Source organism: Amphritea sp. 1_MG-2023, assembly GCF_030547545.1.
In the GTDB taxonomy this organism is placed as follows: Bacteria; Pseudomonadota; Gammaproteobacteria; order Pseudomonadales; family Balneatricaceae; genus Amphritea.
Genome location: NZ_JAUOQE010000012.1, coordinates 61268 through 76553 on the forward strand (window position 1 = coordinate 61268; position 15286 = coordinate 76553).

Consider the following 15286-nt stretch of genomic DNA (forward strand, 5'->3'; position numbering starts at 1 on the left):
ATGTCGTATATATTCAATCGTCTACTCAGAATGCGCTATGACAAATTCCGCAATTTAAGACAATATATTTGGAGCAGTCAAGGCATCACTGCTCGACGACGTAATACGTATCTGATGGAACAGATGGAAAATCGCTACCTGTTATCGGCCGATGCGGCTCCGCTGGCATTAAGTGCGGAGCTACTGAACGAAGAGGTTGTCGTAGAACAGCTTATCGATGCAGGTTTAGCTGATGCGAACAATACACAAGAACTGCAATTGATTCGTCAGCACAATGATGATTTGAAGCATGCAGATACGAACAGCGACAGTCATGCTGATATTGAAAACTTGAATTTAGCTGATCTACAGGTTGCTACTGAAGAATTAGATAAATTGGCGGACTTGCCGCCTAAAGAGGCTGAAGAGCAGCCGAGTGCAGAGGGTGAGGCCGAGGTGTTGCCGACTGCGGTTGCGATTCAACATATTCAACAGTTGAGTGGTCATCAGTTTGTTGTCATTGACCGTTCAGTTGAGGATTATCGCGCACTGTTGAGCACCTTTATGGGAGATGCGGGTAGCGATCTTGAATGGCATACAGAGGCGACCAGTGCAGGTGATGCCATGGTCGCAGATTGGTACCCTGCTCAGGATAGCGCTGACGCATTGTTAGTAGTGGATACGGAGCGAACCGATGAATTAGTTGATGCCTCGGTTGCTCGTTCGCAGGCGGAGCGCGTCACGGTTGTTTTGCTAGATGCAGAAGGTGATGGCGTCGAACAACTGGCTGATATTCTTTCCGCTTATGAAGATATTGCCGCATTGCATGTGTTATCTCATGGCGCAACCGGTTTACTGCGTCTCGGTACGGCTTCTTTAGGTAGTGCTTCGTTAGAGCGTTACCGTCAACAATTGGCAGCTTGGGGGAAAGCATTAAAATCAGATGGCGATATTCTGATCTACGGCTGCAATGTTGCTCAAGGTGAGGTGGGTATTGCGTTTGTCGACCGGTTGGCGGGTGCTACACAGGCCGATATTGCCGCGTCTGATGACCTGACGGGGAATCGCTTTATCGGTGGCGATTGGATACTGGAAACTGAGTCAGGCTATGTCACCCATACCCTAGATATGATGTCGACTGAACAGTTCTCGTTTGCCTCCAATGATCCGCTGTATAGCGGGCTGTTAGCTGTTGATAAATCGGTGACTTTAGGGGAGTTAAATGGCACGGCTACCCCTGTAATCCTGACGGCAGGCACTGATACCATCAACTTTACTAATGTTGGCAGTGATATTCGTATTACTGTGACCGGGAAGACTGCGACCACACCGTTTAAAATTACGGCACAGACTATCAATGAAACTACGGGTGCGCTCGTACCCAATACGTTACGTACTTTTCAGTTTGCCGACGGTGATGATGCCACGATTAAGAATATTAAAGTGGGCCGGCTTGGTTATAAAACCGAACTTGAATTACAGACTAAAATAGATGTTTTAGATACATCCACACTCTCCTCCGCCCACATCGCTATCAGTAAAAAAGGTACCGCTTTATCGAGTGATGATGCCTATAAATGGGTTAAAGACTATGCGGTGATGGGGATCGACCCTACCGCCACGGATGCTGCTACCCAGTTAGATACTAAAAGCGCAGTTGCAGTGGTGACTACCGGTACGGGTGAGATTGGCAAATTATCGATCGGTAAGGCCCTAGATACTGGGAATACCCGACTTATTATCGACGATGTTGGCGCGCCCATCGATATTGTTAGAGCGAATACAAATTACAGCGGCAAAATTGATCTGTTGTATAACTCCGGTGCTTCAAATACGGCGTTGACCAATTACGTTAATCTGTCGGCGGGCAATATCATTAAGGGGGTCGACACGTTAACGGGCTTTACTACCGCATCATTTGCCTCATTTACCGCCGATAAGGGCGATCAAAAATTTGATGTGACGGGCTTAACTGATGTGACCGTAGCTGCCGGAGCGGGTGAAGACTATCTCGTCGGTGGGGCCGGAAGTCAGACTCTAGTGGGCGGGGCTGGAAGCGACAGTTATGTGTTTAAAGATAACTGGGGCGCTGATCAGGTTATCGAGCAAGCGGATAGCAAAGATGGCTTAACGGTGATTAAAGGCGGTGATGCCGATGCGCTAGATTTTTCCGCGCTAACTCAAGCTATCACCGTTGAGTTTCATCCGTCGGTTAAATCGACCAAACCATTATCAACGACCACAACAACGGCGATTCCGGTGGTATCTGAGGTGTCGGATACTGACCGAATATCGGCCGAGAAATACGGCGTGCAGGTGTTCCAAGGCGCAAATGTCACCGCCAGTACGCACTCAGTAAAAAATGCCATCAATGTTGAAAAAGTGGTTGGCGGTCTAGGTGATAACACCTATAAGTTTAATAATGATTGGGGGCAGTTCTATCCGGACACGACACCAGCACTGACAGAAACGGTTAACTTTTTTATTGATGATACTCAATCGACCAGCAAAAAAGGGACGTTAGATTTCCGTGAGGTCACTCACGACTTAATCTTTGAGTTGGATAGCGTCAGCACGACCTCTACCGGTACACCGGCGGTCACGACGATAACCTCTTCAGTGAAAGTGACGGCTGTTGTCGAGAAGCAAATTAATATTGGGACGACGGCAGCTCCCATCTTAAAAACAATTACTTACACCTATGTTGTCAACGCAGATAATGTGGCTAACATCATTGGTGGTCAGGGTAAAAATACCTACATTATCAAAGATCAAGATGCCTTGCAGGGTAAGATTCTGACCGCGAAGACAACCGGTAGCTTGGCTGAAGGCTTGGTGACCGGTGATGTCTATGTGGCTGGTGCCAAGATCGCCAAAACCGATGGTGTGAATATCCTCGATTACTCTCAGTATAAGTCTACCAACACTAACGATGTGGTTGTGGATCTGGGTAAATCATCGACAGGTATCGTTAATAAAGCGGTCACCGGTATTTTAAATGCGGCTGATGGTGTCACGACCCCCGCAGCGACTAATGAAGTACAAAAGCTGACGGTGCCAAAAGTTAAAGCGTCACCGACCGTCGCCCAAGAACTGTCCAATATCACCAGCTTTAGGTTGTCTCTGGGTGGGGTAGAAACCATAGAGATTAGCAACTCAGGCACGGCTTCTGCTATTGCTGCAGACATGACTAAAGCGCTGAATGGCTTATTACTACAAGCGACACCGGTTGTGTCGACTAATACAGCGCCGACGACCCCTGCTGCCACTCCTGCCGCTCTGGTCAAGGTAACCGGCACAGGCACGGCTACGGGTACCAGTCCTTACGACTTCACGATTACGTTTCAATCGTTAGCGGCTGGGATGAATATTCCAGAAATTAAGCTGATAGCGGAGGCTCGTCAGGAGAAAAAAACCTCAGGAGGGACGACTCAAGCGACGGTTGTTTTAAGTGCAGAAACTGAAACCAACCCAGACCCCCTTACTATTATTAAGAAGTATACCTCCAGCGGACCGACTGCCGAAGATCGCTATACCCTGACAACGACAATTAAGACCATCACTATTGATGCAGTCGAGCTGACGGCTGCCAGTACAGGCTTAAAAGCAGGTGGTATCGACCGTATCGACGGTTTGAAAGGTACTGACGATTCGGGCGTGGGTACGACTAAGAGCATGACCGTCTTAGGCGATTTTGGTTTGTTGGTTAATGGTACCGGGAGTGGCGATGACCTCATCTTCTCCGATAATTACACTCAGGCTGTCAGTGTAAAAACTGGGCGTGTTTGGGATGGTGGTGCGGGCCAAGATATTCTGACAGGCACGGAGAAGGGCGATATCCTTTATGGCGGTTTGGGCAATGATGCCATCGGTGGCGGGGAAGGTGATGACAACCTCAGTGGCGGCGCAGGCAATGACCGAATCAGTGGTGGCTTAGGTGATGATGCTATCAACGGTGGTGCGGGTAATGACCATCTCAGTGGTGGCTTGGGCGATGACAGTATCGTGGGTGGCACCGGTCATGACGTCCTCTATGGCGGCATAGGTAACGATACCCTCCTTGGTGGTAAAGGCTACGATCATTATGTGTTTATCAATGATTGGGGCCAAGATGAAGTAATTGAAAGTCAGAAAGGTAAAGACGATAAAACCACCGATGAAGGCTTAAAAGCGCGTGGTGATGTACTCGACTTCTCTAACGTTACCCAAGAGATGACCTACTTATTTAACAGTTCTAACCTGTTGGCGGGTACCGGCACTTTCGTTAAAGATAAAACCAGTTGGACTAAAACGCTTTCTGGATTTGGTGATGTGTCGGGTCATTTTGCACTGACCGCCAATACGGTGCGGGTCAACAGTGAAGGTAATGCTAATGAGGTGCAGCGACTATACCTAGGAGGCGCTAAATCTGGCGATTTCACCGTAAAGCTGAATAAGTTTCCTAAACCTGATGGTACTTTTGAAACGACAGCACCGATCTCAATATCAGTGGGCACTACCACGACGGCAACCGCGGAAAATATAAAAACGGCGCTGGAAACAGTGCTTAGAACACTCTTGACTGATAATGGCGTAGCGCCCGTCGGTGATTTGGTATCGGTTAAATCTGCAGGGTCAGGAACCGGTGCTTTTGATGTTGAGTTCAAAAAGCCGATCTACACGAATATTCCATTAATGACGATTGTCAGTACCACGGGGCTAACCTATACGCCGCCGGTGGTCGGTACGGTGGTGCCGGGTGTTAATAGCGTCGATGCGACGACTCATTTAATAACTAAACACACCAACGGCTCAATTAATATCGACCTCGGCTTAGCGGAGTCGGGCAGCTTTACCTTCGGTTTCAAGTATACTAAAACCGTATCCGGGGTAGACACGCCCAACCAGTCTGTATCCATTACCGTGCCTATCGCATCCGGCTCTACTCCTAACGATATTGCTGCCCAGATTCAGCAAAAATTAAACGATCATAGTCCACAAATATTTGCCAATGTCGTGGTGTCTGGTGCCGGCAATAAATTTGAAATTACCGTCTTGAACCCTGAAATCAGTGGGCTAAATACGGTCACCATCACGAACGCGACAACCCTTAAAGGTAAACCCGACATCTGGTCGACCGTTGAAGGCTCTTCGGTTCGAGAGGTGAAGCAACTAACACTCAATAACGTCACCGAAGGTAGCTTTGTCTTAACCATTGGTAAGTATTCCACCGGCCCTATTACCATTGATACGACGGGGTCGATCGATCAGCAAAAAGAAACTACGCGCTTAGCTATTCAGACGGAGCTCAATAAACTTAAGCGTAATTTTGTCCAGAAGTACACGGTAGAAGTCCGCGCCGATAGTTTTACTGATGTACTGAAAGAGTGGCAAATCACCTTTAAAACGCCGGGTGAAAATGATGTAACGGATATGTCCGTCGACGTGACCGGCTTAACCGGGACGAATAATTTACAAGGCCGTGTAACGACTCTGGCCGATGGTAGCTTGCCTGGTAATATTCACGCGTTTGAGACGATTTTGGCGCCTAATGCGGACGCGACCTTTATCTTTGGTTCGGCGTCGATAACCGACATGTTAGCGGCTATTGCGGTGCCAGAGGCGTTACGTAAAACCAATTCTGTCACCATCGATACCAGTACTTTGACCGCGAATGACCATGTATTGGATATCGATTTTAGTCAGGTCGCTGATGAGCTGAATTTTAACTTTGAGCAAACGGGAGCAGTTAAAGAGGTACAGCCGCTCATTATCAGTAGCACCACTGAAGGTGAGTTTGCGCTTGATTATAAGGTTCAAGAAGTGCAGCGATTGGCCTTTACCGGTGCAGAGCAGCCCAGTGGAACCTTTAAGTTAAGCTTTACCGATCCAGGCGGCGCTAATGCGTTAAAAACCACCGCGACACCGATTGAAATTGTGACCAATGCAGCGACCGGTAAGGTCGATGTAAAAGCCACCGCTGTAAAAATTCAAACCGAATTGAATAAGTTGAAATTTACATCGTCTACCGGCAGCCAAGTAAACCTTGCAGTGAAGGTGACAGGTGTGACGGTTGATGGGGAGCCTATCACCGCCGAAACAACCAATGAAAGCTTTAAAGCCAATAGCTGGAATATCACTTTTACCAACAAAGAGTTAGTCGATGTCGATCTGTTGCAAGTCACTTCTGCAACGGTGGCACCTGTGGTTACCACGGTGACAGAAGGTGTACACAAAATAACCGATAAGATTACGTTTGTTGCTGGTAACAACGCGGCAAATATCACTGAACTGAAGAATAAGCTGAATGAGCTACTGGGTGAAGGCTCCGTTACCGTTAAGGAGCCGCGTTTTGGCAACACGGCGGCGCAAACTAAGCTAAATATTACCTTTAATAATCCGGGTGATGTGGTCTTAACAAAAGCTTTGAAGAACCTAGATGGCTCTGCTTTAGGTTATACCGCTCCGGTGAGCGGTGCATTTGAATTAGCCACGACTGCGGCGAAGGGCAAGGTAGAAGGTAATACCGGCCAACTCTCGCTTACCGTCGAACGTGTTGCGCCAAGGCCTACGGCGTTAAGCACCGATGCTCAGGCATCGGGCCTTGTTGATCAATTACTGGGTGAAAGTATTTTTGAAACCTTTGTCTTTACCGATGTAGGTGAAAATACCATTGTGCGTGGTGGCGTTAATTCGAATACGTTCTCCATCTCGGGTAATACGACGTTTAAAGGCACCATTATTGGGGGTACGGGGCTTAAACCCCTATCCGCACAACTCAATGTCGATGGCTTGATAGACCTCTTGTCGCTAACACCACCTGATTTAGCCGTCAAAAATACTGTTGATATATCGGGGGGGAATTTCGCGGATCTGAGCAAGATTTCGTATGTGAATTTAGCCGAAACTTCTAAATCATCCGTGGCGGTTGATACGGTTGTTGATGGCCATCGAGGTGCTGAAGTCCAACGTCTGTCTATCCCAGAAGCTCAGCGTGGCGGCTTTACATTAACCGTACAGGGGGACGCGACGACGGTCACCACGGCCCCTATCTATATGACGCCGCCGGTTCAGCAACAGCTATTGGTAACCGACTCGACGAATTTTGATCTGACCTATGTCACGGCTGCGGGTATTCAAACGATCACCGGTTTAAGCACCGGCGCCGCAACGAGCGATAATTCAACGGCTATTGCGGATAAAATAAACACGCAATTAGCCACCGAGTTTGGTTTGGCTGCGGGCTCCAAGGTGGTGTCGGTGACTAAGAATGAGGGAGGCTACCTCATTGCTTATACGAACCAGAATAACATGGTGGAGTTTACCGGTGTCCTGACGTCTGCGTCAGGTAGCGTGGCGGTCTTTACTCAAGAAACAGTAACAACGCTTAATTATGTTGCCCTAGCGCAGCGTATTGAAAACGCGATATACGCCGCGATGGCACTGCCTGTCGGCACACCAAAAGTCGTTTTAGTCACGGCGGGTGATACGGCGGGAACATTTGATCTGCGGTGGCGTGCCGAAGGTGATAAAGCGCTGACGACGCTGACGGATATTTCTCTTTCTGCACCCGCGGTTGATCTGGTTTTAACGCCTTCGACAACAACGACACCGCAGGAACATTCGTTAACGATTACTCATGGTGTGAATCCTGATCCTTATAATTTATACATTGGTACCTATAAAACAGTAGATTTAGCTCAGGATGCCGATAAGGATGCTATTGAGGCTGCCTTACAGCAGCTTATTAATCAGCAACCGAGTTTAACAGGTACCGTGACGGTGACGGGCACGGGGCCCTTCACTATTAGTATTGCGGGTGGCTCTGTTGCATCCATCGTGGCTAAGAACAGTCTTTTTTCAACGGTAATGGGTACATCGACTGTCACCAGTCAGTCGACCAATGGTCAGGAGGTTCAAACTCTTAATATTAACGGCGCCTCGCAGGGCATCGTGGGCCTGAAATACAACTTGAAGGCCCTCGCTGATAATAGCCTAGTCACCGATTCTGTCTATGTGGATGTTGCGCTACAAACAGGCGAGACAGCCGATACTCTGCGTGGGCGTATCGAAGCGGCACTGAATACCCAATTGGCGGGTATGGCGACGGCTGTCGTTACCCTCGTTGACGACAATTTCAGTATTAAGCTGACGCCTGCCGCGACGCATATTGTCGAATCGATGGGGGGCACCGGCTATGGTTTATCATCGGCCACGAGCGATCAATCCTTAACGCCGGTGAAGGTAGGGCAAATAGATGCCTATCTGGATCGCACGGATAGTAGCAATGCCTCTCTGGTTGAGACTAATCGAATTTATAAATTTACCCTGCCGCCGGTGGTTGCCGGTGAGGCTATTAGCGGTACATTCACGCTCAGCTTTGGAGGGGTGACCACCGGCCCAATTGATTATGACGCTGACAGTAACGCACTACTAACGAACATTAACGCGGCCCTAACTGCATCCGCTATCAATACCTTACCCGCCACCTTCGTGGGTAATGAGTTTGTCGTTGAAGTGGTGGTTGATCTTAGCGCAGCTGAACAGCCGTTTATCGTTGATGGTTCAAACTTAGCGATTGTGAAAACCAGCGCCGTTGCTGCACCGGGTGTAGCCGCTAATATCGTGACCATAGCCAATGGCAGCGCGGCGAGTAGTGTGGCAGAAAAACAACGTGTTACGTTGGTAGATCAGTCTCTAACGACCTTCCGTTTATCTGTTAATGGCGTCAGTACGCTGGATATTCCGGTCAATCAAAATGATGATACGACCAAGGGCGCTATTCAGAGCGCTCTGAATGCGGCCTTAGGGGCCAATAAAATTACCGTTACGGTCAATCCGGATAGTAGTAAGACTAAGTCCTGGATACTCGAAGTTACCGGGGCAACTCGCCTTAGCGATACGGATAATCTTGTTATTGGTGATAATGCGAATGCCATTACGGGCTATGCAAAAGACGATTTTACGCAAACGGTTTTAACCAGTTTATTGGGCAAGCAGGCGGGTTTTACTGGCCGTATTCAGAACATCGATAATGTGACCTATGGCGCGGGTGTCAACATCGCTTTAAATACGACACTCAACCCTATTGCAGCGTTGGGCAACGCCTCGTTGGGCAGCAATGTGTTTGAGGTTGGCGGTAACTTAATTGAAAACTCAATTACTAACCCTTATGCACAATTTGTTGCAAATGCGGTGCTTTCGACGGTAATCAACGGTGAACCTTCACTGTTTTCAGAAAATGTTGTCGCTCCCGGTATCCATATTCTTGCGGGTGGTTGGGGGGCCGATACCTATAAGTTTAGTGGTTTATGGGGCGCCGCGGCTGTTATTGAAGCACCGGATATCCAGGTGCTAGGTGTCAGTGATTTCTTTGATACCTTAGATCTTTCTGAGGCCGGTTATGGCCTTAAAGGTCAGTTGGGTAGCGGAGATGTTAAGAACACTCTGCATTATGATATTTGGGAAATTACCACCGATAACATTAGTGAACTCACCGACCTTATCAGTGTTGGTCGCGATGATGCTGAAGTTCCCCTTCTATCGATTGGTGCTAATTTCATTATGGTCCGTGACGAGATATTCGGATCAGCATTGAAGCAATTTGGCATTCCGTTGTCCGAAGATATCTTGCTGGGTAACTACGTTTTTGCCACGGGTATTGAAAATATTGTTGGCGGTGGTGGTGATAATATCTTCACTTTCCATGGTGATGCTCGTTTACGTGGCGTCATCTCTTCTGAAGGTGATATCACGCTTAATTATGAAGATTACGATACTGAACTTGATGCTACAGGTCAGGTTATCGGTGCCACAGTTGATGGTACTGCGGGGATTGCTTATACCTTATGGGACGCGGTTGATGTACCCGTTTGGGGGGAAATTGCCGAATCTAAAGTTTTGTTTGGCAGTGCAACTTCCGTATTAGGCGAGCGTTGGAGTTCGCTTTCCGGCTTGATTAATTCAGCAGTTGCTGCCGATTCGCAGTATAACCTGTCTAATAATGCCGTAGCAGGCTTTACCAAAGTGATCGGTTCGAGCGGTGATGACACCTTTGTTGGTAACAGTAACGATAATATTTTTGTCATTGGTCAGGGGGGTGTCGATACGATTGATGGGGGGGAATCCGATGAAAACGGTAATACCCTGAGTTTGGAAGGCCAAAGTGCAGACTATTCTATCGATTTAGCGCAGGGCACCGCGTTGCGAGCTCAAGGGAATGAGCAGCAGTCTTTAGTGCTTAATGCTGTAGAGGGCGACCAGTTTACCCTCGAGTTACCTTCAAGTGATGCTTCGGCGGTTGGTGGCTTTACCACCGCGGATATTGCTGTTGGAGCAAATGCCATTGTGACCGCCGCGAATATTAAAGCTGCGCTTGAATTATTCCTTGGGGCTAATAATGTCGGCGTAACTCCCGATGATGTGACGGCGGGTAAGTTTGCGATCACCTTCTTGAATCTAGATCGGTTTGATAATCCCGCACAGCTGCTCTTTACTCCAACCCACTTAACGGCTTCGAGCGATACGTCGGTTCAACCGGCGGTGGCAGCGCAGTCTCCCTTAGATGGTACTGAGCAAAACTACATTCATCAGATTACTTTGGGTAATCAGGTCAGCGGTGGTGAGTTTACGCTTAGCTTTGATCACCCCGATGGTTCGAGTGGCTTGGTCACCGCTGTTATCCCAGCATTGACCGATTATTCGGCGATGATGCAGCAGATTGAAGATGAACTGAATGGGGTTACAGGCTTGACGGTCAATGTGACTCAGCCGGACCCTGCCTTGGCAGAAGATCAACGTAACTTCACTTTTAATATTGAATTTATTACCCCCGCCTATACCGCTGTGACGAATGTTAGCTTGGCTACAGGGAACCTAGAAAATGGGTCGACCATTGTTACGGTTTTGGATGGTTCGGTCATTGTTGCCAACTACAAAAATATCCAAAATTTAGAGAGTGGTGAAGGCAATGATGTCTTTATCGATAATAGCGGTGGTGTGGTTGTCACGGATCTGGTGGATAGAAGCGCAAATCCGACTGACCCCGCCTCGTTTGAGCTAGATTTTACGGCGAACACCTTTAATGAAGGTGAATTAGTCACTTTGTCATTTGCCAATTTTGAAACAACCGCGGGTGTGACACCCGCCCCCGCACGTTTGGCAGCGGTTTTTGCTATGGGTGCCGATAATGCTGGCACCGTTGCTAATATAACAGCGGCACTGGATGAGCTGACGGGTATCACGGTTGCGGTTAGTAGCGCGGTTGATGGTAAGTTTACGGTGCTGTTTTCAGCCTCGCCTGCCCCTGTGGTGAGTGACTTTAAGGTGGATTTGGCTAAAACCACTTTTACCTTTAATGACAAATTTGGTCAGGATCAGGTTTTCTCCAGCGGCACATCAGATGTGCTCGACTTTTCTTCGATCACGGCAGAGGTAACTCAATCGGCACTGCAGACAGACGCCGATGGCGACTATACCTCATACTCATATAGCGACGAATCCGGCACCCTTCATGAGGTTAAAGCTTATGGCACCTTCGAAACAAAAGGCTTAGAGGGAATTGCGTCAGGAGAGGGGTTGTGGACAGCCTTCAAATCATCTCAAGGCTTTGGTGATATTGTTACGACGGCGGCAATAGCGGGAACCGGCGCGACGCTTGACGCAGTAGCCGATGTAACGGCGATAGACGTACTTAAAACGGAAGCCATTGCTCGGTGGACAGAGGTATTGCCAGCGGCAGCATTGACCAACTTACAAAATATTACGGTGACCGTAGGTGACATTGGTGGGAATGTTGTCGGTAGAACGACCAGTGCGAATGGATTGGATTACACCATCACGCTGGATGATAATGCCGCCGGTGCGACTTGGTATTTAGATGCAACGGCGAGCGATGACACCGATGATGGTGTTTATGATGGCATCGACTTACTGACGGTATTAATGCACGAGATGGGGCATGTACTGGGCATGAGTCACCCTGATTTCGCTACCACCGATCTAATGATGGAAGAGATCGATAAAGGTCAGCGCTTGTTGCCAACATCTGATCACTTTAAGAGTTTGTCGGATCAAACCAAGTTAAGTATTGGCTTGGGCGAGCTGGCCACTTGGTCGTCGCATATCGGCACTAAAATTGATAACTATTTGGATGACTCAACGGCTATTCCGTTTACTGATTTATCCTTGTCTGACCTATTGGGAGACAAAGTCACCAATTTAGATGGCACGATACAAACCAAAGTGCAGTCCTTTGTCGACACCATTGATGCTTATCTCGATTTAAATAGTTCGGCCACGACCAAAGACCTTTTAGAGCATTTACAAACCACCGGTTCGACTGATGGTTTCGCCATCAATGTCGCCTCATCCTCTAATTTAAAAGAGTATAGCGTTGCGCTGACGCTCGAAAGCTTTAGTGAATTGGTCAATCTAGATCTGAATGAACTGATTTCATTTGGTGACTTTGATTTTGATTTGCCGATTGATATTACCCAATCACAACCATTGGTGATCAGTGGCGGTATCGACTTCATGTTTAACTTTGGTGTGGACGATGACGGCGCCTTCTATGTTCGAGATCCTGGGTTAGATGCGCACTTCAATTTCGGCGAAGAATATATTGATATTGTCGGTATGACGGCGGGTTCTGCTGACACCACACCGGCGACTGTGACGATTGACGGCGATCATATTGGCGCGATCAAAAGTACCAGTGCCGGTCAGTTTATGGTCGGTGATAGTTTTTACCTACAAGGGTCTGGTTATACCGATGAGCTCTACACGGTTGCAGCGATTGAATTAAGCCCCGATGGTAATTCGACGATCATTACGGTTGCAGAAACCATTTTTGCTGCAGATCTCTCTGATGATGTAGCCGGTAATGTGATAAAAGCCTTTGATTTTGGTGTCAATTTAGGACCGGTTGGTTTTGAAGTGAACGATGCGGCGCTCTCCCTCGGCGCGTCTATTGGCATGGGTTTCGATGGTGTGCTGAATTATCAGGACATGCTCAACGATAGTACAGCGTCGTTAATGGGGCTACCGAGCTTAGAAGGCGATGCTCACTTTGAAGTGTTGCTGCCGGTGTCACTCTCGGGCGCGTTGGACGGTTTCAGTAATGACGTTGGCTTTATCACCGCTAGTAGCAGTGGGTTGCCTGAAGATGCCTCCATGGCACAGTTCCTCGCCAGTATTCCAAGCTCGGTTCAGTTTGATAATTTAGAAGAGGTCTTCTCATTGGGAGGCCTGTCACTCGATATGATTATCGGGGGCGTTGATGAGCTGCTGAAGGATGTTGTCGGCACCGACCGCGAAGTATTAGGTCAGCAGGTCGGTAATACCGTTAATTTCTATGAAGAGCGTTGGGCGGCCAGTGCCACTCTGGCGCCAGACAGCTATGGCATTTCCCCCGTCGGTGGGCCACAGGCCAGTCGTTATGAAATTCGTGAAGACGGTACAGGTATTACCCTGTTCGAGTGGACGGAGACTGCCAGTGGCGATACGTTCTGGGGCGTTGAGCTGTTCGAAAATGATGAGCGAGTTGTTCAAACCTATACGCATACCTCGTGGGAGTTGATGGGAAGCTATGATGCTGACGATGTATTGGTTGAGTCGATTACCGAAAATGAGGTAACCGGCGCTACGTTTATCGATACAACGGGGGTTAATCCTTCTACGACCGGCGAAACCCTGTCACGTTTCAATATTAAGGACGGCGTGCTCTATGACAAAATCGCCCTTATTGATGCCAGTCTCGCCGATATCCTAGGTGATGGTAGTGTTAGTTTTGCGGCGGGCCTGAGCAATGCCGTCAGTACTGTACGTGATGCGGCGCGAAATGTTCAGCAGCTGGAAGATATGCTCAACGAAGAGCTGCGTATTTTGTTGGCACCACTGGGCATTGCCTCGGACGCCGATATGGTTGATATGAGCTATGCTAATTCAGCGTTTGATTTCGATCTCAACCTTGATCTGATTGCGGAAACAAAATTAGACCTCGCACTCGATATTGATGATCTGGGTTTAGATACATGGCTAGGCCTGTCGGCTGGAGCCTTAGATGCTATCAATGTGGAAGCGAATGGGCAAATAGACCTGAGGGCTGAAGCTGGCTTAGATCTTGGTTTTGGTTTTGATTTAAGCGATGTACGTACACCGATTTTCTACATTGATGAAGCGACAGGTATTCATGCGTCATTACATGGCGGGGTTGATAACCTTGATGTTGAGCTAGGCTTTGATGCTGGGCCGTTGGGCACCATCGGGCTGCTAGGTAAGTATGGTAGCGCCAATATCGATTTAGGCTTTTATGCCAATATGGGTAGCCCGGGGGCTGATGCGAATGGTAACGGTTATCTAGATTTAACCGAAGTAACAGATGGTTTCCAAGCGTCGGCTTTTGGTTCTGCTGACCTGAATCTACCGATGTTCTTTCCTATTGAAGCGCTGCCTCTGGGCGGAACCGATAAAGACTTAGATGCTGATGGCGTTGCGGATAACGTCCTATTTGCCAAAGCGGCATTTAGTATCGATCAAAGCCAGAATTTTGTGAGTACCTTCGATTATAACCTGCCGAAATTCGATATGAACTTCGATGTCATTGTACTGTTATTGGATCTATTGAATGATCCGAAAACGGTTCGGGAAGGTTTGGAAGGCGCATTTTCAGCGATCAACGAAGTGGCTAATGGTATCGATAATATCGTACTGCCGCTGGTGGGTGATGAACCGTTTGATGACCTAGCAAACAGTTTACGTAGTATAGAGACCAGTGTGCTGGGTGAAAAAGATGCTAGCGGTTATATCAACGGCTTAGGTAAGAAATTACAAGACCTTGAAGCCGTTGGTGGCAAGGTATTTGAAGCCCTTCTTAATGAGATTCGTCAAGGGCTGTATGACGGACTGAAAACCATCAATAGTCCTCTATTTGCTTTCGTTGTACCAACGTTAGATGCGTCCGGTGCCGTTCAATATGATGAAAACGGTAAGATCGTAACAGCCCCACCGGAAAACGCAGATGATATTGAGTTAACTTTCTCGGCTAATGGCTTATTAAGCTTCAATCTTAAATTTGGTGGTGTCTTAGTCGATGGTGAATTGCCGATTGATTTTGATAAGACGATGCCCGGTTTAGGTTTGGATATTGATGCCGCTTTGATTGCTGAAATTGATTACCTGATGGGCTTGGGGATTGGTTTAGGTAATATGGCGGCGGTAGGCAGTGGCCCTGATTTTGGTCTGTTCCTCGATACCTCGGGTATCAACGCGAAGGGCGAAGAGATTGCACTCGATGTCGATGCTCGGTTGAAAAATGGTTCCACTGCAC

General features: G+C 48.1%; 1 protein-coding gene (only partly in view). It reads left to right on the forward strand.

The window, feature by feature from the left end:
* Positions 1–15286, forward strand: partial view of a DUF4347 domain-containing protein gene (locus Q4488_RS08555; protein WP_303580055.1) — the beginning only. The gene runs 22556 nt beyond the window's last position; 15286 of the gene's 37842 nt are visible here — the first part of the coding sequence; the start codon lies at positions 1–3; its stop codon lies beyond the right edge, outside the window.